Annotated in this window: 20 protein-coding genes, 2 tRNA genes, 1 other RNA gene and 1 pseudogene; 9 read left to right on the top strand and 15 right to left on the bottom strand. The window is 59.6% G+C overall.

The features are described from left to right. The first annotated feature begins 151 nt into the window (after window positions 1-151). Both ACG9DO_RS12310 and ACG9DO_RS12315 read left to right on the top strand, forming a co-directional pair. Window positions 152-1,750 carry an isocitrate lyase gene (locus tag ACG9DO_RS12310; protein ID WP_394728346.1) on the top strand — a complete coding sequence of 533 codons (1,599 nt, stop codon included), beginning with the start codon at window positions 152-154 and terminating at the stop codon, window positions 1,748-1,750. Between the two features lie 128 nt (window positions 1,751-1,878). Further along, the gene (locus tag ACG9DO_RS12315) at window positions 1,879-2,049 is read left to right on the top strand and encodes a hypothetical protein (RefSeq protein ID WP_176272013.1); all 171 of its coding nucleotides are present in this window, start codon (window positions 1,879-1,881) and stop codon (window positions 2,047-2,049) included. 322 nt (window positions 2,050-2,371) lie between these two features. On the opposite strand, the gene ACG9DO_RS12320 is transcribed toward ACG9DO_RS12315, so the two are convergent. The 4 genes from ACG9DO_RS12320 to efp all read right to left on the bottom strand — a co-directional run bounded on the left by ACG9DO_RS12320 (window position 2,372) and on the right by efp (window position 6,106). Then, complete coding sequence (locus ACG9DO_RS12320) at window positions 2,372-4,162, bottom strand: SLC13 family permease (protein ID WP_394728348.1); 1,791 nt, start codon at window positions 4,160-4,162, stop codon at window positions 2,372-2,374. A gap of 108 nt (window positions 4,163-4,270) precedes the next feature. After that, window positions 4,271-4,355 (bottom strand) — tRNA-Leu (locus ACG9DO_RS12325). Window positions 4,356-4,397: 42 nt separating this feature from the next. After that, the gene (locus ACG9DO_RS12330; RefSeq protein ID WP_394728350.1) at window positions 4,398-5,219 is read right to left on the bottom strand and encodes an inositol monophosphatase family protein; all 822 of its coding nucleotides are present in this window, start codon (window positions 5,217-5,219) and stop codon (window positions 4,398-4,400) included. Window positions 5,220-5,542: 323 nt separating this feature from the next. Beyond that, window positions 5,543-6,106 (bottom strand): elongation factor P, encoded by a 564-nt coding sequence (gene efp, locus ACG9DO_RS12335; RefSeq protein WP_394728352.1) that lies wholly within the window; start codon window positions 6,104-6,106, stop codon window positions 5,543-5,545. 137 nt (window positions 6,107-6,243) lie between these two features. Between efp and ACG9DO_RS12340 the strand changes: the two genes are divergently transcribed. Next, window positions 6,244-6,603 (top strand): elongation factor P, encoded by a 360-nt coding sequence (locus ACG9DO_RS12340; RefSeq protein WP_394728354.1) that lies wholly within the window; start codon window positions 6,244-6,246, stop codon window positions 6,601-6,603. Between the two features lie 6 nt (window positions 6,604-6,609). On the opposite strand, the gene thiE is transcribed toward ACG9DO_RS12340, so the two are convergent. Then, window positions 6,610-7,266 (bottom strand): thiamine phosphate synthase, encoded by a 657-nt coding sequence (thiE, locus tag ACG9DO_RS12345; RefSeq protein ID WP_394728356.1) that lies wholly within the window; start codon window positions 7,264-7,266, stop codon window positions 6,610-6,612. 134 nt (window positions 7,267-7,400) lie between these two features. Between thiE and ACG9DO_RS12350 the strand changes: the two genes are divergently transcribed. Continuing rightward, complete coding sequence (locus ACG9DO_RS12350; RefSeq protein WP_394728358.1) at window positions 7,401-7,769, top strand: hypothetical protein; 369 nt, start codon at window positions 7,401-7,403, stop codon at window positions 7,767-7,769. 26 nt (window positions 7,770-7,795) lie between these two features. Here ACG9DO_RS12350 and ACG9DO_RS12355 read toward each other — a convergent pair whose 3' ends face one another. The 5 genes from ACG9DO_RS12355 to tkt form a co-directional block, all read right to left on the bottom strand. Further along, complete coding sequence (locus tag ACG9DO_RS12355; RefSeq protein ID WP_394728359.1) at window positions 7,796-8,686, bottom strand: fructose bisphosphate aldolase; 891 nt, start codon at window positions 8,684-8,686, stop codon at window positions 7,796-7,798. A 134-nt stretch (window positions 8,687-8,820) separates the two neighbouring features. Next, a complete protein-coding gene (locus ACG9DO_RS12360; RefSeq protein WP_394728361.1) occupies window positions 8,821-9,273 on the bottom strand; it encodes a PaaI family thioesterase in 453 nt (150 codons plus the stop codon). Then, window positions 9,270-10,469, bottom strand: a complete 1,200-nt coding sequence (locus tag ACG9DO_RS12365; RefSeq protein ID WP_394728363.1) for a phosphoglycerate kinase — start codon at window positions 10,467-10,469, stop codon at window positions 9,270-9,272. Before ACG9DO_RS12365 ends, ACG9DO_RS12360 begins: the two co-directional genes overlap by 4 nt. An 11-nt stretch (window positions 10,470-10,480) precedes the next feature. After that, on the bottom strand, window positions 10,481-11,488 hold the full coding sequence (gene gap, locus ACG9DO_RS12370) for a type I glyceraldehyde-3-phosphate dehydrogenase (RefSeq protein WP_394728365.1): 1,008 nt from the start codon (window positions 11,486-11,488) through the stop codon (window positions 10,481-10,483). 15 nt (window positions 11,489-11,503) lie between these two features. Next, complete coding sequence (tkt, locus tag ACG9DO_RS12375) at window positions 11,504-13,483, bottom strand: transketolase (protein ID WP_394728367.1); 1,980 nt, start codon at window positions 13,481-13,483, stop codon at window positions 11,504-11,506. A gap of 280 nt (window positions 13,484-13,763) precedes the next feature. Here tkt and ACG9DO_RS12380 point away from each other — a divergent pair, with 280 nt between their 5' ends. The 5 genes from ACG9DO_RS12380 to ACG9DO_RS12400 all read left to right on the top strand — a co-directional run bounded on the left by ACG9DO_RS12380 (window position 13,764) and on the right by ACG9DO_RS12400 (window position 15,439). Then, window positions 13,764-13,976 (top strand): hypothetical protein, encoded by a 213-nt coding sequence (locus tag ACG9DO_RS12380; protein ID WP_394728368.1) that lies wholly within the window; start codon window positions 13,764-13,766, stop codon window positions 13,974-13,976. Then, complete coding sequence (locus ACG9DO_RS12385) at window positions 13,973-14,293, top strand: cell division protein ZapA (protein WP_394728370.1); 321 nt, start codon at window positions 13,973-13,975, stop codon at window positions 14,291-14,293. Before ACG9DO_RS12380 ends, ACG9DO_RS12385 begins: the two co-directional genes overlap by 4 nt. A gap of 10 nt (window positions 14,294-14,303) precedes the next feature. Then, window positions 14,304-14,474, top strand: a non-coding RNA gene (ssrS, locus tag ACG9DO_RS12390) — 6S RNA. Window positions 14,475-14,628: 154 nt separating this feature from the next. After that, window positions 14,629-15,207, top strand: coding sequence for a 5-formyltetrahydrofolate cyclo-ligase (locus tag ACG9DO_RS12395; protein WP_394728372.1), 579 nt, complete (start codon window positions 14,629-14,631; stop codon window positions 15,205-15,207). Then, the gene (locus ACG9DO_RS12400; protein ID WP_394728374.1) at window positions 15,200-15,439 is read left to right on the top strand and encodes a DUF2842 domain-containing protein; all 240 of its coding nucleotides are present in this window, start codon (window positions 15,200-15,202) and stop codon (window positions 15,437-15,439) included. Before ACG9DO_RS12395 ends, ACG9DO_RS12400 begins: the two co-directional genes overlap by 8 nt. Window positions 15,440-15,466: 27 nt before the next feature. On the opposite strand, the gene ACG9DO_RS12405 is transcribed toward ACG9DO_RS12400, so the two are convergent. The 5 genes and pseudogenes from ACG9DO_RS12405 to thyA form a co-directional block, all read right to left on the bottom strand. After that, window positions 15,467-15,543, bottom strand: a tRNA-Asp gene (locus ACG9DO_RS12405). Window positions 15,544-15,630: 87 nt separating this feature from the next. After that, entirely contained in the window at window positions 15,631-16,902 is a 1,272-nt protein-coding gene (locus tag ACG9DO_RS12410; protein ID WP_394728376.1) for a dihydrolipoamide acetyltransferase family protein, read from the bottom strand. A 4-nt stretch (window positions 16,903-16,906) separates the two neighbouring features. Continuing rightward, window positions 16,907-17,965 (bottom strand): annotated as a pseudogene (locus tag ACG9DO_RS12415) (alpha-ketoacid dehydrogenase subunit beta). Continuing rightward, complete coding sequence (locus tag ACG9DO_RS12420; protein WP_394728378.1) at window positions 17,962-19,305, bottom strand: 3-methyl-2-oxobutanoate dehydrogenase (2-methylpropanoyl-transferring) subunit alpha; 1,344 nt, start codon at window positions 19,303-19,305, stop codon at window positions 17,962-17,964. The pseudogene ACG9DO_RS12415 and the gene ACG9DO_RS12420 overlap by 4 nt, the downstream one beginning before the upstream one ends. A gap of 104 nt (window positions 19,306-19,409) precedes the next feature. Continuing rightward, a complete protein-coding gene (thyA, locus tag ACG9DO_RS12425; RefSeq protein WP_394728380.1) occupies window positions 19,410-20,345 on the bottom strand; it encodes a thymidylate synthase in 936 nt (311 codons plus the stop codon). Window positions 20,346-20,442: the final 97 nt, after the last annotated feature.

The following is a 20,442-nucleotide window of genomic DNA, read 5'->3' on the forward strand; positions in this document are numbered from 1 at the left end:
TTTGTAATTATTTTTACACCTTCACAGTTGTTTTTCGCACTCAAACCGCAATGAGACAAGTTTTTTTGTGAATTTTCTGTCGAATCAAGTGTCGATCCGCCATCTCGGGCGGGCAAAGGGCGCCTCCCCGCCCTGACAGGAGAATATGACAATGACTTACACTGCAACCGTCCAGAAACTCCGCGAGACCATCGCAGGCAATGGCCCGAGCTGGGGCGCAATCGATCCCGAAAGCGCTGCACGCATGGCGATCCAGAACCGTTTCCCGACCGGCCTCGACATCGCGAAGTACACCGCGAAGATCATGCGCGCCGATATGGAAGCCTATGATGCGGACCCTGCAAACTACACGCAGTCGCTCGGCTGCTGGCACGGTTTCATCGCGCAGCAGAAGATGATTTCCATCAAGAAGCACTTCGGCACGACGAAGCAGCGCTACCTTTACCTGTCCGGCTGGATGGTTGCAGCCCTGCGCAGCGAGTTCGGCCCGCTGCCGGACCAGTCGATGCACGAGAAGACCAGCGTTCCCGCGCTGATCGGAGAGCTCTACACATTCCTCAAACAAGCCGATGCGCGCGAGCTTGGCGGGTTGTTCCGCGAACTCGACAAGGCCAAGGCTGAAGGCGATGCAGTGAACACTCACCGCCTGATCCGCAAGATCGACGAACATGAAACCCATGTCGTTCCGATTATCGCCGACATCGATGCGGGCTTTGGCAATGCTGAAGCAACGTACTTGCTCGCCAAGAAGATGATCGAAGCAGGCGCCTGCGCGCTCCAGATCGAAAACCAGGTCTCGGACGAAAAGCAGTGCGGCCACCAGGACGGCAAGGTTACCGTGCCGCACGAGGACTTCCTGCAGAAGATCCGCGCCTGCCGCCATGCCTTCCTCGAACTCGGCGTTGACGATGGCATCATCGTTGCCCGTACCGACTCGCTCGGCGCTGGCCTGACGAAGCAGATCGCTTACTCCAAGGAGCCGGGCGATCTGGGCGACCAGTACAACAGCTTCCTCGATTGCGAGGAAGTCGATCCGTCGAGCATCACCAATGGTCAGGTCTTCATAAGCCGCGATGGCAAGCTGATGGCGCCCAAGCGCCTGCCGTCCAACCTTTACCAGTTCCGCGCTGGCACGGGTGAAGACCGCTGTGTGCTCGATTGCATCACCTCGCTCCAGAACGGCGCAGACCTGCTCTGGATCGAAACTGAGAAGCCACATGTCGAGCAGATCGCCGGCATGGTGGACCGTATCCGTGAAGTCGTCCCGAACGCGAAGCTGGTTTACAACAACTCGCCTTCGTTCAACTGGACGCTGAACTTCCGTCAACAGGTCTATGACGCATGGGCGGCGGAAGGCCGCGATCTGTCTGCTTACGACCGCGATCTGCTGATGAGCGCAGATTACGACAGCACTGAGCTGGCCCAGACCGCTGACGAAAAGATCCGTACCTTCCAGGCCGATGCGGCCCGCCGGGCAGGCATCTTCCACCACCTGATCACGCTGCCGACCTATCACACGGCTGCGCTGAGCACGGACAACCTTGCCAAGGAATACTTCGGTGAGCAGGCCATGCTGGGCTACGTCAAGAACGTCCAGCGCGAGGAAATCCGCCAGGGTATTGCCTGCGTGAAGCACCAGAACATGGCCGGCAGTGACATCGGCGATGATCACAAGGAGTACTTCGCTGGTGAAGCAGCCCTCAAGGCGGGCGGCAAGGACAACACCATGAACCAGTTCGAGGCTGCTTGACGGCACCTCATCGGAACCAGATTAAGGCTGCCTGACAATCGGAGAGGAACCCGGTGAAGTCCAATGGCCTCACCGGGAACCAACCCTGACCGCAACAGTCGTCTAGAGAGCAGCCATGGAGAGTGATTATGACTGAAGAAACAACCGCTAGAGAACCAGGCCGGGCACGCGCATTGCTTTCGACCGCAGATTTCAAACTGCTGCGGCGTGCGCTGGAAAGCCATGCAAAGGCAACGGAAGACCGCGAAGAGCTGGCCAAGATCAACGCGCTTCACCACCGCCTCGGCAATTACGGGTAAGCGAGGCACCGCCACAACCAGTTCTCCTGGGGAGGAGAGCACGGCCGTCAGAGCAACCCCAAGGCTCTGGCGGCCGTCATTGTTTGTGTGGTCCAGCACCGCTTACCCAAGACCATGTTGGATAAGCATGTTACACAGTCCAGGGGGCAAAGAATCCTGATGCTGGATTTCGACTTCCGAACCGCTCAAACCACTGGATATTAATGGAAAAGACATGTGTCATCGGTGCCAGATGAGGTCAGAGTAGGAAAGCTGGCTTTACCGCTCTTCCTACAGCGCGCGCCATCGGATGCCATGACCGCGCAGGCGCAAAAGGCGCAGCCTACATTCCGTAGGTCACCGCCAGCAGGAACGACAAGGTCGTCACCATGATGAGCACCAGGGGCACGCCGGTACGCACATAGTCAGCAAAGTTGTAGCTGCCTTCGGACATGATCAACATGTTGGTCTGATAGGCAATTGGCGTCGCATAACACAGGTTGCAACCGAACAGCACGGCCAGCACCAGCGGTTCGGCAGGCATTCCCAACTGCGCGGCAATCGCGAAGGCAATCGGGGTTCCGACTGTCGCAGCCGTCGCATTGGAAGCGAAGTTCGTCAGCACTGTCACAAACAACATGATGGCGGCGATGACGCCCGCAGGCGGCAGGAATTGCAGCCCAGCAGACAGGACGGTGCCAAGCCAGCCAGCAGCCCCGCTTTCAAGAATGATCCGTCCAAGCGCGATGCTGGCCGCAATCAGCACAATCACTTGCCCGGACAAGGCTCTCCCTACGCGGTCGAATTTCACGCAGCCGGTCACAAACATCAGGATCGCTCCGGCGAGCGCCGAGATCGCAATCGGGAAAACGCCGATGGATGCAGTGAAAACGGCAACGCCCATGATGACTGCGGAAAGCAGCGCTTTTGACTTGCGTGGCAATTCGCGCGCGCCCTCAAGCATCAGGAGGCTGTCGCTGCGAGAAAACTTCTCAAGTTCCGCCGGCAGACCCATGACAAGCAGCACATCGCCTTCCTTGATGCGGAGGTCGCCTCCCTCGCTGTATTGGTCCTTCTCACCCATGAGCCGGTCCGGCCGGTGAATGCCGAGCACAGCCACGCCATAAAGGTCGGCAATACCCGACGTTGGCAAGGTCCGGTTGATAAGGCGTGAGTCAGCCGTCACGGTCATTTCGACTGCAACGATATCCTGTCCCTTGGCCGAGGATTCACGCCGTATCCGGTCGAGGACCCAGCTCGGGGCGAGCTCGCCCTTGAGGACACGAACCGCATCCTCCAGCCCCTCATGCGTGCCTGAAATATGGAGCCGCTGCTGCGGCTGGACCGGCCCCTTGCTTTGGTCGTGGAATTTTATGTCGCCTGGCAGCTTGTGCATGATCGCAGCAAATTCCTGCCCGATCAGCTCGCTATCGCCCCCGATCCGAAGCCGGGTGTGAAAACGGCGATTTTCATGCTCTGACGCTACCCTGTTGTCCTTCAACATCCGCGGCATCACCAGCCAGATGTATGGCAATGCGACAAGCGATGCCATCAACACGATCGGCGTAAAGTCGAACACTCCCATTTGGCGCATTCCAAGATCGACCGCGATCGAGACTACGAGGATATTGGTCGAGGTGCCGATGGTTGTCGACAGTCCGCCGAGCAGCGACGCAGCATTGAGCGGCATCAAGGTTTTTGAAGACGCCATTGCGCCGCGGTGCGCAAGCGCGGCAAAGATCGGGATCATCAGCACCAGAACCGGTGTGTTGTTGATGAACATGGAAAAGACAAAGGCGATCAGCAGCGAAATCAGCAACCCCAATTGCAAGTTGATCTGAAACATGCGTCCCAAGAAGCGCGCCGCCGGTTCAAGTGCGCCTGTCACCACAAGTCCTCTGCCCATCACCATAAGCGCGCAGATCGTGATCAGCGCCGGGTGACCGAACCCTCCGAAGGCGAGCTCCAATCCGTCAAAGGTCTTGCTGCCTTCCAGCGGGAAGAAATAGAGGCCGACCGCAATCACCGCGATGGTCAGCAAAGAGACGATCTCGATCGACATGCGGCCGCGCGCAAAGGCGACGAACATCCAGATCGTCACCGCCATGGCTGCGATTGCGTGAAGGGATGGCATTTCAATCATGCTTGGAAGCAGCGAATCCCAAAGCTCGCGCAGAATTACAAGCGAATTCCGCTCAAGCGGTATCGCCATCTCGCGGTCGGACCGAAGGTATCGGGAGTTTGGTGCCCCTGGCCCGACTCGAACGGGCACTCCGTAAGGAACTCGATTTTGAGTCGAGCGCGTCTACCAATTCCACCACAGGGGCACTGCAAGCGGAAGGCGCGGATAGCCGCACTTGCCGCGGGCTTCAAGCCTTCAGCGCGCCGACCAGCAATTTATGCAGGCGGGAATGCAGCGTGTCATTCGCAGCCAGTACCTGTTTTGCGTGGATCGGTTCGCTGCGCCCGCGATAATCGCTGACGAAACCGCCCGCTTCGCGCACGAGCAAACAGCCCGCCGCAGTGTCCCAATCGGAAAGCCCGCTTTCCCAGAAGCCATCGTAGCGGCCCGCCGCAAGCCACGCGAGATCGAGCGAGGCCGCCCCGAACCTGCGGATCCCGGCGACTTCCGGCCCAATCGCAGAGTATATCTTCATCCATTCAGCGGGATCACCCGCGCCTTGAAAGGGAATACCGGTTGCGATGAGCGCGTCGGACAGACGTGAGCGTGACGAGACCCGCAATCTGGCATCCTGCAACCATGCACCGCGCGATTTCTCCGCCCAGAAGGTCTCGTCGTTGATCGGCTGGTAAACTACCCCGGCCGTGACTTCGCCCCAGCCCGAACCGTCCGGCTTGGGCTCCTGCACGGCAATGCTGATCGCGAAATGCGGAATGCCATGGAGGAAGTTGCTGGTCCCATCCAATGGGTCGATAATCCAGCGAGGCTTGGCCGGATCGCCTTCGATAATCCCGGCCTCTTCCAGCACAAATCCCCAGTCGGGCCGCGCATGGAGCAGCTCATCATATATTGCGCGTTCAGCCCGCATATCGGCCTTGGACACGAAGTCTGCAGGGCCTTTGCGGCTGACCTGCAGATGCTCGACTTCGCCAAAGTCACGCCGCAAACGGCCACCTGCCTTGCGGGCTGCCTTTTCCATGACGCGAATGAGGCCGGAATACATCGACATCTATTTCTTCTTCCTAAGCTTTTTCTTTGGGATGATTCTTTCATCCCTCAACGACCTTCGAAGGCGCGCGATCGTGTCCGGCCTTTGGTCTTTGATGTTTCGTTCAAGCCAATCGACAATGCCCAGCCGAGCGACTTCGGCTATCAGCCAATAAGGCATCTTTTGAACTTGGCTCAATTCAAGACTGTTCTGGGCGGCATGGAAGATAACCGGGAAGAAGAATGCGCGAGCTTGGCGCTTACCCAGATAATTTCGAATTATAAACCGCCTACTGACAACTCGGCCAGCAGCTTTCTGCTGGTTCCGAGAAGTCGACTTATACATTAGCTAGCCTTCCCGACGTAGCTCTGCTCATACACATCGACCACGATGCGCGTACCGCTTTCGATGTGTGGGGGGACCATGATCCGAACGCCATTGTCGAGCACGGCAGGCTTGTAACTGGACGAGGCGGTTTGTCCCTTCACCACAGCATCGGCTTCAACGATGGTCGCTTCGATCTGCGACGGCAATTCAACGCTGATCGGCTTTTCTTCCCACAGCTCGAGCTTCACCTCCATGCCGTCCTGCAGAAACGGGCGCGCATCGCCGAGCAAGTCCGATGGCAGGTTGATCTGCTCGTAGGTGTTGTTGTCCATGAACACCAGCATATCGCCGTCTTCATAAAGGAACTGGTATTCCTGCGTGTCGAGACGCACCTTCTCAACCGTATCCGCACTGCGAAAGCGGACATTGGTCTTGCGGCCATCCTGCAGATTCTTCATTTCGACCTGCATGTAGGCCCCGCCCTTACCGGGCTGAGTGTGCTGGATTTTGGCAACTTTCCAGATGCCGCCTTCATATTCGAGGATATTGCCGGGGCGAATATCGACGCCGCTGATCTTCATGAGAATACGCCTTGAAATGTGTGAGGAACGCAGCCTTTGCTGCTGTCGCCAGCGCCCTTAGCTTGTCGCTGCCTTCACGTAAAGCGTAGCGCAAGCTAGCTGGAGATAGGGACGGTGACATGCTACCCCCCTGCCTCATGAAGCATCTGCCTGCCATCATCTGGGCGAGCCTGCTGGCATTCGCCGCGCCTGCCTTCGCTCAGGATGGCGGCATGCTGCGCACAATGCCGCACGGGACATATCAATGCGGCTATCCAGGCTCAGCGGCGGGCGAAGCTGTCGAGCGCGCGGAAGCAGAAGACTTTCGGCTCAGCGGCGCGTCGCGCTACCGTAACGCCGAAGGACGCGGGACCTATCTTCTGAAGGGCGATGTCTTCACGTTTACCCGCGGCCCGAAGAAGGGCGATCGCTATATCCGCAAGGGCGAGAACCGACTCCGCAAGATCGATGCGGCAGGAAATGAGACCCGGCTGCTGTGCGTACGCCGGGGCAGCTGAGCCGGCCTAGCGTTCGGGGCGAGGAGTTCCGGCGATCACATCACTGAAGGCCTTGACAGCCTCTGCCTCATCGCCATTCCACACTGCTCCCGAAACGGCAAGGAAATCAGCCCCTGCTTCAATCAGCGGACGGCAATTAACCGGCGTGATCCCGCCAATTGCGACGCATGGGATCTCGAACACACGAGACCACCAATCTAGGATTTCAGGTGTTGGCCGCTCAGCGTCGCCCTTATCCTTGGTTGAGCTGTCAAAGAACGCGCCGAACGCAACGTAGTCCGCGCCTGCCTCACCCGCCTCCATCGCCAAATGCTTGGACGCATGGCAGGTTACTCCGATCTGAGCCTCTCTGCCCAGCTCTTCGCGTGCTTCCCTAAGTGAACCATCGTCCTGCCCCAGATGCACGCCATCAGCTTTCAAGCGCTTCGCAAGCGCCACGCTGTCATTGACGATGAAGGCGACGTCATACGCAGCGCAAATCGCTTGCAAGGGCTCTGCCAGGCTCGCGGCTTCGTGCTGACCCAGACCCTTCACGCGGAACTGGAAAGCCGTCACGACTCCTTTCCCCGCTTGCAGCGCGTTCTCAAGCCGCTTGGGAAAGTCGCCGGACACATCCAGCGGAGAGATCAGGTAAAGCTGGGTCGGGATCACGATGTCGCTCATGGCAGCGCCTGATAGCGCCCGCTTCTATCCGCGCCAAGCACTCAAAATCGTGCCTCTATGGGACAATCGAAAGGCTTTTCGTTAGGATTCTGGCAACCATGGTAAGAGGCATATGAAGTCCAAGGGAGTCTGCCATGCCCTATCTCGCACTATCCGGCGCATTACTCGCCATCGCCAATGCCTCTGCACCGGTCGTCGCCGACAGCACCGCGATCTTTGAACGCGTTCAGTTGACGGATGAACTCGCAGTGACAAGCTTTGGAATTATCGAAGATTCGCGCTGTGCGAGCGAGCGATTCTGCTTTGACGACAACCGTTTGGTTGTCGCCGCGGTTGTCCATTACCGCGGGCAGGATCGCGAAGTGGCGCTCGCCATGGGACAGCCGCTCCGGCTTGATGGTGGAACGCTCACTTTGACAGGCACAACCACCCCCGCGAGCAGCAAGGGCGCGATCCGGCTGAAGCGCTACCGGCTGGACTTGGAGTTCCAGCCGAACGGCTAATCCCTTTTCCGGCTTTTCGAGCAGCCCTAGCCGGCGACCGACGCTTCGCAGATCTTGTCGATCGCACCGCCCAGCGCTGCATCGAATTCTGCATCCGACTGCTGTTTGCGCAGGTCCTGCAGCAGGCCGCGGCTGAAACTTGCAATCATGCCCGGGTTCCTGGCGAGATGCTCGCACGCCTCGTCAGTCGAATAACCGCCCGACAGCGCCACGACCCGCAGCACGTTGGGATGGTTGATAGCGGGGGTATAAAGACCCTGCTCCACCGGAAACGACAGCTTGAGCATGACCTTGCGGCCTTCTGGAAGAGCATCGAGCCCTTTCAGGATCTCAGCCAACAGGATCTTCTCGCCCTCGGCGCGATCTGTCGCTGTGATGTCATATTCCGGCTCAAGCATGGGGACGAGGCCAGCATCCGCAATCTGGTTGCCGACTTCAAACTGCTGCGCGACGATCGCCGCGATCCCTTCCGGGTTCGCCGACTTGATGACCGAACGCATTTTCGTGCCGAACATGCCCTTGGCAACGGATTTCTCCAGCAGTGCGGGCAGCTTGTCGAGCGGCTTCATCAATTGTACGCCTTCTTGCTCGTCGGCGAGCCCTTGGTCGACCTTGATAAAGGGTACGACGCCACGCGCCTTCAAGGCATCTGCCGTCGACTGGCCACCAACTTCGCCGTCCATGGTCCTTTCGAACAGGATTGCGCCGATCACCTTGCCGTTCGCAAAGCTCGGCGAAGTGATCACGCGGGCACGCATTTCATGGATCCGCGCGAACATCTCCTCATCGCCATTCCACTCACTGTCTTCAACGCCGTAACCGCGCAGCGCCTTCGGCGTCGATCCGCCCGATTGGTCGAGCGCGGCGATAAACCCCTGGCCGGTTGCGATCTTGGCGGTCATCTGGTCGAAATTCATGGCGAGCTTGCCCCTGTAATTGCGAATTCAATGCATACGATTGCATCGAGCGGCGATGTAGCCAGACTGACCCGAACCGGCAACCGCTAAGCCGCCCTATAACGCCACTTTTCCAAGTGTTGGCGCGATTTGGGTCACGTTGTTCGTGGTCCGACCTTGCGGATAATCCCGGTAAAGCTGAGCGCCGGCTCGCCATCGGCTGTGACCAGCCCTCGCACAAACAAGGTCTTGCCCCCGCCGCGCGTAACTTCTCCGCGGGCTTCGACCAGCGCGCCCTCTTGGACCGAGCTGAGGAAGTCGCCTGAAAGGTTCATGGTAACGGCCAGTTGATCCCTGAGGTGATCCGTCGCGATCACAAACAGGGCATAATCGGCAAAGGTCAGAAGGCACCCGCCATGCATGAAGCCAGCGCCGTTCATGTGGCATTCCTTGGCGCGGAAGGCGCTCACATAGCTGCCATCGTCCTGTCGCTGCATGTAGAATGGGCCCCCCGCCGCGCGCTCGTACGGATCGTGAGTCCAGTAATACCAGCCCGCAAATTCGCCTTCCTCGCAGCGGACTGATTTGCCGTATCCTGTTTCGCTCATTTCGAAAGTGCGGCGACGCCCGGCAACTCGCGGCCTTCCATCCATTCGAGAAACGCACCACCAGCGGTCGAAACGAAAGTGAAGTCATCCTTTACGCCTGCATGAGCAAGCGCTGCCACTGTATCACCCCCGCCGGCCACCGATACCAACGAGCCTTCCTGAGTCAGAGCCGCAGCAGTCCTTGCCAGCGCCACTGTCGCCGCATCGAAAGGCTCGGTCTCGAATGCGCCCATCGGTCCGTTCCAGACAAGCGTGCGGCAGGTCTTGAGAACGTCAGCCAGCGCTTCGACTGCGCTTGGCCCAACATCGAGGATCATCTCGTCTTCGGCCACTTCGTGGACATTGCAGGTGCGCAAGCTCGCGGGGTTCGCCGTAAATTCCTTAGCCACCACAACGTCATAGGGCAGATGTACAGTGCAACCCGCGTGGTCGGCTTCGTCCATGATCCGGTTGGCGGTGTCCGTTAGATCATGCTCGCAAAGCGACTTGCCGACATCGACCCCGCGCGCGGCGAGGAAGGTGTTTGCCATCCCTCCCCCGATGATGAGGTGCTGCACGCGTCCGACAAGGTTTTCGAGCACAGCGAGCTTGGTCGAGACCTTGGCGCCGCCAACCACCGCCGCCACCGGCTGCTGCGGCGAACCGAGCGCGGCATCAAGCGCCTTGAGCTCAGCTTCCATCGCGCGGCCAGCATAGGCCGGCAGATGATGCGCCAGGCCTTCGGTCGTCGCGTGCGCGCGGTGTGCGGCGCTGAAAGCGTCATTGACATAGAAGTCGCCGTTTTCAGCGATCGCCTTGGCGAAGTCTGCATCGTTGGCTTCTTCCCCCGGCCAGAACCGCACGTTGTCGAGCAGGCCGATATCACCATTGCGAAGGATGCCGATCGATTGCGCGACCACCGGCCCCGTGACCTCGGGGATGAACATCAGTTCCTTGCCCAGCACGCCTTCGACATCGCCGACGACCATGCTGGTGGACAGCACAGAAGAACGCATGCCGCCGGGACGTCCGAAATGAGCAAGCAGCAGGACCTTCGCCCCCTTCTCGCTCAGCTCAAGTATCGTCGGCTTGGCTGCCTCCACCCGCGTCACATCGCTCGCCGAGCCATCCTTCATTGGAAGGTTCAAATCGACACGCACGAGCGCGACCTTGCCGGTTACATCGCCAAGATCGTCGAGGGTTCTGAAAGCAGCCATGCCGTTTGTCCTTAAAGGAACTTCGCCATCACGCCCGCAGTGTCGATCATGCGGTTGGAAAAGCCCCATTCATTATCATACCAGCTGACCACGCGGGCAAGCTTGCCTTCGAGGACAGCGGTTTCAAGGCTGTCGACGGTTGAGCTGGCCGGGTGGTGATTGAAGTCGCTCGAAACGAGCGGCTGGTCGGTATAGTCGAGAACGCCCTTCATCGGGCCTTCGGCCGCAGCCTTCAACGCGGCATTGAGTTCTTCCTTTGTGGTATCGCGGCTCGGTGTAAACACGAGGTCGATCAGCGACACATTCGGCGTCGGCACGCGGACAGAGGATCCATCCAGCTTGCCAGCCAGTTCCGGCAGCACCAGGCCAACCGCGCGCGCAGCACCCGTCGTCGTCGGGATCATGTTTTGCGCCCCGCCGCGCGCACGGCGCATGTCGGAGTGCATCTGGTCAAGCATGCGCTGGTCATTGGTATAGCTGTGGATCGTCGTCATGAAGCCGCGCTCGATCCCGACGAGATCGTGCAGCACCTTGGCCACCGGCGAAAGGCAGTTGGTGGTGCAGCTCGCATTTGAGATGACATCGTCCTCGGCGGTCAGCGTCTCGTGGTTCACGCCGTAGACAATCGTCTTCGACACACCCGAAGCTGGCGCAGAGATGAGAACACGCTTTGCGCCCGCTGCGATATGCGGCCGCGCTGCGGCGTCGGACTGAAAGAAGCCGGTGCACTCGAGCACGATGTCGACACCCATTTCGCCATGCGGCAAATTGGCCGGATCGCGCTCGCTGGTGACCGCGATGGTCTTGCCGTCAACAGTGATCGTGTTGTCACCCGTTTCGACCTTGCCGGGGAAACGACCATGGGTCGAATCGTACTGGAACAGCAGCGCATTCGACTTCGTATCGGCGAGGTCATTGATTGCGACCAGCTCAAAATCGTGGTCGGTCCGCTCCAGCAGAGCCCGTGCCACAAGCCGCCCGATGCGGCCAAATCCATTGATTGCAACCTTAGTCGCCATGAAAAGAACTCCTGCTTATCCGTTCAATTTGTTGATGATCTGCGGAACGATCTGCTCCGCAGTAAAGCCGAATTTTTCAAAAAGCTGCTCGGCAGGCGCCGATGCCCCAAAACGATCCATTCCGATGTTGAGACCGTCACGGCCCGTGTAGCGTTCCCAACCAAAAGTCGTGCCCGCTTCTATCGAAACGGTCAGGCAATCGGCGGGGAATACGTCTGCACGGTAATCCGAGGACTGCTCGTCGAACAGCTCCGTGCAAACCATCGAGACCACGTCTGCGCCAATGCCTTGCTCTTCCAGCTTCGCCGCGCACTCAGCTGCGACATGCAGTTCCGAGCCGGTCGCGACCAGCACAACCTTGCGCTCTGCTTGCGCCGCGCTGAGACGATAGCCGCCCTTGGCCGACAGGTTCTCGCCCGCATCTTCGAGCCGCATCTGCGGCAGGTTCTGACGGCTCAATGCCAGCACAGATGGCCGGTCTTTCTGCTTGAGCGCGATTTCCCACGCCTCGGCAGTCTCAACCGCGTCGGCCGGACGCAGCACCAAAAGGTTCGGCATCGCCCGCAGCGACGCGAGATGCTCGACCGGCTGGTGGGTCGGACCATCTTCGCCAAGGCCAATACTGTCATGCGTCATCACGTAGATTACGCGCGTCTGCTGCAGGGCTGAAAGTCGGATCGCGCCGCGCGCATAGTCAGTGAATACCAGGAACGTGCCGCCATAGGGGATCACGCCGCCATGCAGCGCCATGCCGTTCATCGCCGCCGCCATGCCGAACTCGCGAATGCCATAATAGACATAGCGGCCAGAATAATCATCGGCGGTCATGGCTTCGATACCGCCTGCCTTGGTGTTGTTGGAACCAGTCAGGTCAGCGCTCCCGCCAATCGTGTCTGGCAAGCGCGGATTGATCTGAGCCAGCGCCATTTCGCTGGCCTTGCGCGTTGCGACCTTCACCGGCTCCGCGATCAGCGAAGCGACGTAGTCCTTCATTGCATCGCCATGCGGCAGATCGCCCGCCATGCGGCGCTCGAACTCGGCCTTGTGTTCGCTCGATGTCAGACGGTTGGTCCATTCAGCCGAGGCGGCACGGCCCCGTTCACCGGTAGCGCGCCAGTCTGTGAGGATGTCTTCCGGCACAACGAACGGCTCGGCGCTCCACCCAAGTTCTTCGCGCGCGGCGGCGATCTCATCCGCACCCAGCGGTGCGCCATGCGTTGCGCTGGTGCCTTGCTTGTTTGGCGCCCCCTTGCCGATCACAGTCTTGCAAGCGATCAGGCTCGGGCGGCCATCAGCGACCGCTTCGTCAAGTGCCCGCTCAATATCAGCAAAATCGTGGCCGTTGCACTCGGCAACGTGCCAGCCCGTCGCAGTGTAGCGCGCCTTGATATCTTCGCTGGTGGAAAGGTCGGTGGCGCCGTCGATCGTGATGTTGTTATCGTCCCACAGCACGATCATCCGGCCGAGTTTCAAGTGCCCGGCGATCCCGATTGCCTCGTGGTTGATCCCTTCCATAAGGCAGCCATCGCCAGCAACAACCCAGGTCCGGTGATCGACCAGATCGTCTCCGAAGACTGAGTTCAAATGCCGCTCCGCCATGGCCATGCCAACCGCCATCGCAAGGCCCTGCCCTAAAGGACCGGTGGTGCATTCCACCCCGTCGAGGAGGAAATTCTCCGGGTGTCCCGCGCATGGACTTCCCAGCTGGCGGAAATTGCGGATGTCATTCATCGTGGGGGCGTCATAGCCAGACAGGTGCAGCAGACTGTAAATCAGCATCGATCCGTGACCGGCGGAGAGCACAAAGCGATCGCGATCTGGCCAATGCGGCTGCGCCGGGTCGAATTTCAGATATTTCGCCCACAAGACGCTTGCTACATCGGCCATGCCCATCGGCATCCCCGGGTGACCTGAATTGGCTGCTTGCACGGCGTCCATGGACAGTGCGCGGATGGCATTGGCCATGTTCTGCAAGCGGGCGGGATCAAGGCTCATGACATTGGGCTCATGAAAAGGCGTGCTCCTGCAATTTTCCGGCGCAGCGAGACATGATTGTCTTGAGGTCTCCCGCCCGATTCTCGGCGATTCGTCGCGGGCGAAGCCTTCGCGGAGCCAGCAAGCAAGGTCAAGCGCTCTGGCAGTGCATTCCCCGTCTTGCCCGAACAATGGACAAGACCGCTGGAAAATCAGTCAGTGAAGTCAGCCGAGCACCACTTATCAACAACGCGTCGCCACGGCTTTGCACGACCTGTGCTGTGCTGATAATGATTGGGGCATGGAAGAGGCCCGCCTGGATAATGCGGTGCAACGGGTAAGCGCTGCAATGGACCGCTTGGAAGCGGCACTTGCCTCACGCCCTTCGCAAACTGGCTCACCCCGCTCCAACCAGAATGAGCTGGAACTGATCTCGCAACACGAAAAGATGCAGTCGGATGTACGCGATACGCTCGCCGCGCTGGACGATCTCATTTCAGGGCTGGAAAAATGAGCGACGTCACGCTCTCGATTGGCGGCAAGCATTACACTGTCGCCTGTGCCGCCGGGCAAGAAGCACATATCACCCGACTCGGCGCGATGATTGACAGCAAGATCGCCAGCCTCAATGGCTCACGCTCCAATTACGATGCGCAAAATTTGCTCTTCGCCGCGTTGTTCCTCGCTGACGAACTGGTTGAGGCGCAGGGCCAGGAACCGGTGCAGGCCGGGCCGGATGCAGAACAGAAGGCGGCTCTTGCACTGGAGAAAGTGGCAGCGCGGCTCGAAAAGCTTGCCGAAAAGCTTGAGGACCCATTGCTTGCATCCTAAATAGGCAGCGGCGGGACTGCCCGGTACGAGCTGTTTGAATATCCCTGAGGCTATAAGCAATCCTAGGGAGCTGTCCCTACCTTGGTCCACGGGTTCGTCCTGGGGACTGGGGCACACGGCGCCCACCTGACGTTGAGGCGTCAGAGGATTTCTAGGGCAAACGACCCATGGTGGTTCCGTCACTTTTATTTGCGCTACCGCTTCGCTACTTGAGCGCGGACATGCCGGCTCGAGTGCTTCGTCATTGCGAGCGGAGCGAAGCAATCCAGTGAGGCGCACGATTCTCTGGATTGCCGCGGCGACTGCGTCGCGTCGCAATGACGGGAGGAAAATGAGTGCAATCAAAAGCCACTCTCCGCAAACAACTGCGAAAATTGCGCAGCGAGCACGCCGCAGCACAGCCCAGTGCCATCCGCGCACTGCTGTTCAATCGCCCCCCCGCCCCGCTGCTGGATATTATCGCGCCTGATGCTGTGATCGGGATTTATGATGCGAACGCTTCAGAAGCGCCGACCATGGGCTATGCCCGGTTCTTTCAGGAAGCTGGACATACGCTTGCCCTGCCGCGTTTTGCGGATGAGAAAGCGCCGATGCGCTTCGCCGTGTTCATGGACCCGTTTGAGAAAAGCGATCTGAAGCAAGGCGCATTCGGGATAATGCAACCCGCGCAGGACGCAGCCGAGATTGAACCAACTGTGCTGTTCGTGCCGCTGGTGGGATTTACCGCCTCCGGCGCGCGGCTTGGTCAGGGCGGCGGACATTATGACCGCTATTTCGCGGAACATCCTGAGGCTCTGCGGATTGGGCTCGCATGGGATGTGCAGCTATGCGACACGCTTCCCTCAGAGCCGCATGACATGGCGCTACATGCGATTGTCACGCCAACCCGAATGTATGGACCCTTCAATGCGTGAGACCCCGACCTGGCGAATTCCCGTTGGCATTCTCGGCCTGTTCGCTGCGCTGATCGCCTATAGCATCGTGATCGCGCGCTACGCGCCGGGCATCATCGGCACATGGCCCACCCTGTTACAGACCCTGATCTACCTCGTCCTCGGCATTATCTGGCTGCTGCCGCTAAAGCGTTTCCTGATCTGGATGGAAACCGGCAAATGGAGCGCGCCGCAAGAAAGCGACGCGAAATAGCTTCAACCGGGTGGGAAATGCCCCAAGTGGCGCGAGTGACGGGACTTGAACCCGCGACCTTCGGCGTGACAGGCCGACACTCTAACCAACTGAGCTACACCCGCGCAGCCACTTGGGAGCCGCGCAAATAGGGCCGGTGGGATAGGCTGTCAACGGCGATTGGCGCGAAATTTCAAACTTTATTCGTCCGCTCAATCGCCCAGCAGCAAGACCGGGGTTTCGATGAGCTTTTTCATCTCCTGGATGAAGCTCGCAGCATCATAGCCGTCCACTACCCGGTGGTCGCAGCTGATCGAGATGTTCATGAGCTTGCGCTTCTCGATTCGCTCCTGCCCGTCTTCACCGCGCACGAACATCGGGCGTTCGATGATCCGGTTGGGACCGATAATCGCCACTTCAGGACGGTTGATGACGGGGGTTGTCGCCACCCCGCCGAGCGGGCCGAGCGACGTGATCGTCAGGGTCGAGCCAGAAAGCTCTTCCGACTTGGCTGAACCAACGCGCGCGGCCTCTGCCAGACGGCCGATTTCGCGCGCAAGCTGCCACAGATTGCGGCTTTGCGCATCGCGAATGACCGGCACCATCAGGCCGTTATCTGTCTGCGTCGCCATGCCGAGATGGACCGAGCCGTGCCGGGTAACGACATTGGCCTCGTCATCATAACGCGCATTGATCATCGGGAAATCGGGGATCAGCTTGCAAATCGCACTTATCAGCATAGGCAGCATGGTGAGCTTGGGCTTGTCTCCACGGGCCGAGTTGAGCTGCGCGCGCATCCGCTCAAGCTCTGTAACGTCGCATTCCTCGACATAGGAGAAATGGGGGATGTTGCGCTTCGACGCCGCCATGTTCTGAGCGATGCGTTTGCGCAGGCCGATGACCTTGATCACCTCGTCTGCACGCGATGTGCCCGCAGCGGAAAACCCGCCACCGGAATTATAGGCCAGGAACTGGTCGAGATCGCCATGACGAATGCGGCCATCCTCGGCTGGCTTCAACTGCGCTAAATCAATCCCGAGGTCACGCGCACGCTTGCGCACAGCGGGACTGGCGAGAACCTTTGCCGGAGGCTCAACAGTAACTGACTTTGGTTCAGGAGATGGCTCTGGCTTTGGTTCTGGCGTTGGTTCTGGTTCCTGATCTGGCTCCGGCGCTGGCTCAGGTTCGGCAGGTGCTTCAACCGTACCTGCATTTTCTTCTCCGACTTCGTCTGGGACTTCGCCTTCAACCTCGATCACCAGCAGCATGGCACCGACCGCGATCGTATCGCCAACTTCACCGGCAACTTCCTTGACGACGCCATCAACCGGGCTTTCGATGTCGATAGTTGCCTTGTCGGTCATCACGTCGACCAGGTGCTGGTCTTCACTGACAGTGTCGCCCACCTTGACGTGCCATTCGACGATTTCGGCTTCCGCCACGCCTTCGCCCACATCGGGCATATTGAATGTGAATGTCGCCATGGCGTCAGTCCTTGAGGAGCTTGTCGATCGCCTCGCCGATACGGACAGGACCTGGGAAATAGGCCCATTCGAGGCTGTGTGGATAGGGAGTGTCGAAGCCGGTCACACGTTCGACCGGGGCTTCGAGGTGATAGAAGCAGCGTTCCGTGACGAGCGCGGAAAGCTCAGCGCCAAAGCCGGAAGTACGCGTCGCCTCGTGCACGATCAGGCACTTGCCGGTCTTCTTTACCGAGGCTTCGATCGCTTCGATATCAAGTGGAACCAGCGTGCGCAGGTCGAGGATTTCCGCATCGACACCTTTCTCGCGGCAGACGGCCTCGGCCACATGGACCATGGTTCCGTAGGCGAGGACAGTAAACTGCTCGCCTTCGGTTACAGTGCGCGCTTTGCCTAGCGGGATCTTGTAGTACCCTTCCGGCACGACGCTGTCCTTGTGCTTCTTCCATGGCTCGACTGGCTTGTCATAATAGCCGGTGAACGGCCCGTTATAGATCCGCTTGGGCTCGAAGAAGATCACCGGATCATTGTCTTCAATCGCAGAGATCAAGAGACCCTTGGCATCATAAGGCGTGGACGGGATAACCGTCTTGAGGCCCGAAACATGCGTGAACAAGGCTTCCGGGCTCTGGCTGTGCGTCTGTCCGCCGAAAATGCCTCCGCCAAAGGGTGAGCGGACAGTCATCGGCGCAATAAATTCTGCCGCCTAACGATAGCGCAGCCGCGCCGCCTCGCTCACCAGCTGGTCGAGCCCAGGATAGATGTAATCCGCAAACTGGATCTCCGGCACGGGGCGCAGGCCATAGGCCCCCATCCCCACCGCGACGCCAATTATGCCGCATTCGGAAATCGGTGTATCGAACACGCGGGTCTTGCCATGCTTTTCCTGCAAGCCAGCCGTGCAGCGGAACACCCCGCCGAAATAGCCGACGTCCTCGCCCATCACGATGACGTCGGGATCGCGGGTCAACATGATGTCGAGCGCATCGTTGATCGCCTCGATCATGTTGCGGCGGCGTTCTGCACCGTGTTCGGCGGCAGCTTTGGTCTTTGTCTCAGCGCTCATTTGCCTTGCCCCGAACCGGCAGCGTCCTTGGGATGGCTGTCCGGCCACTTAATCTGCCGCTCGCGCGTCGCCTGCTCCGCCTGCTCCCTGAGATGCCAGGGCAGTTCCTCGAACACATCTTCGAACATAGTGCGAAACGGATGGTGCAGCCCGTGCCCGAGGATGCCATTCTTCTCCGCTTCCTTGGTTGCCGCCTTGACCCGCTCAGCGCAGTCCTGGTCCATCGCGGATTGGCGGTCCTCGTCCCATTCGCCGATACAGATCAAGTGGTTCTTCAAGCGCATGATCGGGTCGCCCAATGGCCATTCCTCGCGCTCTTGCGCGCTGCGATAACCCGATGGATCGTCCGAGGTGGAATGCCCCTCTGCACGATAGGTGAAGTATTCAATCAGCGTCGGTCCTGCATTGGCCCTCGCGCGGTTTGCCGCCCATTGCTGCGCGGCATAGACCGCCAGCGCGTCGTTCCCGTCGACACGCAGACCTGCAAGGCCGTAGCCCAGCGCCCGCGCGGCAAAGGTGGTCCGCTCTGCGCCGGCAAAACCGGAGAAGCTGCTGATCGCCCACTGGTTGTTGATAACATTGAGGATAACCGGTGCATTATAGACCGCCGCAAAGGTGCAGGCCGAATGGAAGTCCCCTTCCGCGGTCGAGCCCTCACCCACCCAGGTCGCAGCAATCCGCGTGTCACCCTTGATCGCGCTCGCCATCGCCCAGCCGACCGCTTGCGGCAGCTGCGTGGCGAGGTTTCCGCTGATCGTGAAGAAGCTGTGGTCGCGCGCCGAATACATAATCGGCAATTGCCGACCTTTCAGCTTGTCCGCCTTGTTCGAATAGATCTGGTTGATCATGTCGACGATCGGATAGCCGCGCGCGATCAGGATACCCTGCTGGCGATAGCTCGGAAACACCATGTCGTCACTGGCCAGCGCCATCGAGGCGGCGACGCTTGTGGCCTCTTCACCGGTGCACTTCATGTAAAAGCTGGTCTTGCCCTGCCGCTGGCCGCGAAACATGCGTTCGTCGAACGCGCGCACCAGCGCCATGTGGCCGAGCATTGTTCGCAGCGTTTCGGGATCGAGCTTCGGGTCCCAGGGGCCGTGCGCGTTGTTGTCCTCGCCCAAGACGCGGACCAAGCCATAGGCAAGGTCAACCATATCGGCAGGCGCGCTTGCTTCGTCCGGGCGCGGCATCTTGCCCGCTGTGCCGATATCGATATGGCTGAAATCCGCCTTGTCACCGGGCCGGAATTTCGGCTCAGGCACATGTAGCGTCAGCGAAGGCTTGTTGCTGCCCGCTGCGCTCGCTTTTGGGCCTGCCTTTTGGGGGGCCTTTCCGGCCATATTGCTCTCCCGCGCTCGCCACTCGAGCACGCTCAAATGGCCAATCATAAATTTCGCGATAGCGATATTTTATTTCAAACGCGGGATTCGGTCAAGCGGACGAACTATACCGCGACCGGCGCCTTGATCGGCGCAAGGGGTGCATAGTCATGCACCGCGAAATCCCCGATTTCGTACGCAAAAATGCTTTCCGGCTTGCGCAATATTTCAAGGCGCGGATGGCCCTGTGGCTCGCGGCTGAGCTGCTCGGTGATGAGATGCTCGTGATTAAGGTAAAGATGGACGTCCCCGCCCATCCAGATCAGCTCGCCCGGTTCCATGTCGACCTGCTGTGCGATCATGCGCTGGAGCAGCGCTGCTGACCAAAGGTTGAAAGGCAGGCCCAACGCGACATCGCAGCTGCGTTGGTATAGCAGGCAATTGAGTTTCGCTTCGCCACCCTCGCCCGCGACATGGAACTGATAGGTCTTGTGGCACGGCGGCAGCGCCATACGGTCAAGCTCCGCCACGTTCCAGCCTTCGATGATATGACGGCGGCTGCCGGGACTGGTCCTCAGGCTCTCGACGACCTCAGCGACCTGGTTGATGCCTTCGCCCTTCTCGTAAAGCCCGTCCTTGCGATAGCGATAGGTCGGCCAGTTCACCCATTGCTTGCCATAGACCGGGCCAAGATCGCCCCAGCGCGCCGCGAACGCCTCGTCATCGGCAATTCGCTGCACGAAGCCTTCAAGCGCGATGTCCTCGCCGGTTTCCTTGACGTAGCGCGCGTGCGGCCACTCGTTCCATATCTTGACCCCTTGCTGGACGAGCGGGCGGATATTGGTTTCACCGGTCAGGAACCACAGCATCTCGCGCGTCGCGGTCTTCCAATAGACCCGCTTCGTGGTGAGTAGCGGCATGGCGCCATTTGCCAGATCGAACCGCAGCATCGCGCCCGCAATCGAACGCGTCCCGATCCCGGTACGGTCGATCCGCTCGCTGCCCTCCTCCCAGATGCGCCGCATCAGGTCGAGATATTGCTGTTCGTAATGGCCGGTCATGGTGATCTTGCTAGCGGTGAATTTGCCCGCTTGCCACCCTGACTGCGCGCCCCTATAGCGCCGCCCTTGCCTTAGCCCACAGCTTTGTTGTGCGGCT

This window comes from Altererythrobacter sp. GH1-8 (assembly GCF_043702085.1).
Taxonomy (GTDB): domain Bacteria; phylum Pseudomonadota; class Alphaproteobacteria; order Sphingomonadales; family Sphingomonadaceae; genus Erythrobacter.

What these genes read in the sequence shown, in the direction of transcription:
- ACG9DO_RS12310 (WP_394728346.1), top strand. Translation starts at nt 152, where the DNA reads ATGACTTACACTGCAACCGTCCAGAAACTCCGCGAGACCATCGCAGGC.
- ACG9DO_RS12315 (WP_176272013.1), top strand. Translation starts at nt 1,879, where the DNA reads ATGACTGAAGAAACAACCGCTAGAGAACCAGGCCGGGCACGCGCATTG.
- ACG9DO_RS12320 (WP_394728348.1), bottom strand. Translation starts at nt 4,162, where the DNA reads ATGCCATCCCTTCACGCAATCGCAGCCATGGCGGTGACGATCTGGATG.
- ACG9DO_RS12330 (WP_394728350.1), bottom strand. Translation starts at nt 5,219, where the DNA reads ATGTCGATGTATTCCGGCCTCATTCGCGTCATGGAAAAGGCAGCCCGC.
- efp (WP_394728352.1), bottom strand. Translation starts at nt 6,106, where the DNA reads ATGAAGATCAGCGGCGTCGATATTCGCCCCGGCAATATCCTCGAATAT.
- ACG9DO_RS12340 (WP_394728354.1), top strand. Translation starts at nt 6,244, where the DNA reads ATGAAGCATCTGCCTGCCATCATCTGGGCGAGCCTGCTGGCATTCGCC.
- thiE (WP_394728356.1), bottom strand. Translation starts at nt 7,266, where the DNA reads ATGAGCGACATCGTGATCCCGACCCAGCTTTACCTGATCTCTCCGCTG.
- ACG9DO_RS12350 (WP_394728358.1), top strand. Translation starts at nt 7,401, where the DNA reads ATGCCCTATCTCGCACTATCCGGCGCATTACTCGCCATCGCCAATGCC.
- ACG9DO_RS12355 (WP_394728359.1), bottom strand. Translation starts at nt 8,686, where the DNA reads ATGAATTTCGACCAGATGACCGCCAAGATCGCAACCGGCCAGGGGTTT.
- ACG9DO_RS12360 (WP_394728361.1), bottom strand. Translation starts at nt 9,273, where the DNA reads ATGAGCGAAACAGGATACGGCAAATCAGTCCGCTGCGAGGAAGGCGAA.
- ACG9DO_RS12365 (WP_394728363.1), bottom strand. Translation starts at nt 10,469, where the DNA reads ATGGCTGCTTTCAGAACCCTCGACGATCTTGGCGATGTAACCGGCAAG.
- gap (WP_394728365.1), bottom strand. Translation starts at nt 11,488, where the DNA reads ATGGCGACTAAGGTTGCAATCAATGGATTTGGCCGCATCGGGCGGCTT.
- tkt (WP_394728367.1), bottom strand. Translation starts at nt 13,483, where the DNA reads ATGAGCCTTGATCCCGCCCGCTTGCAGAACATGGCCAATGCCATCCGC.
- ACG9DO_RS12380 (WP_394728368.1), top strand. Translation starts at nt 13,764, where the DNA reads ATGGAAGAGGCCCGCCTGGATAATGCGGTGCAACGGGTAAGCGCTGCA.
- ACG9DO_RS12385 (WP_394728370.1), top strand. Translation starts at nt 13,973, where the DNA reads ATGAGCGACGTCACGCTCTCGATTGGCGGCAAGCATTACACTGTCGCC.
- ACG9DO_RS12400 (WP_394728374.1), top strand. Translation starts at nt 15,200, where the DNA reads ATGCGTGAGACCCCGACCTGGCGAATTCCCGTTGGCATTCTCGGCCTG.
- ACG9DO_RS12410 (WP_394728376.1), bottom strand. Translation starts at nt 16,902, where the DNA reads ATGGCGACATTCACATTCAATATGCCCGATGTGGGCGAAGGCGTGGCG.
- ACG9DO_RS12420 (WP_394728378.1), bottom strand. Translation starts at nt 19,305, where the DNA reads ATGGCCGGAAAGGCCCCCCAAAAGGCAGGCCCAAAAGCGAGCGCAGCG.
- thyA (WP_394728380.1), bottom strand. Translation starts at nt 20,345, where the DNA reads ATGACCGGCCATTACGAACAGCAATATCTCGACCTGATGCGGCGCATC.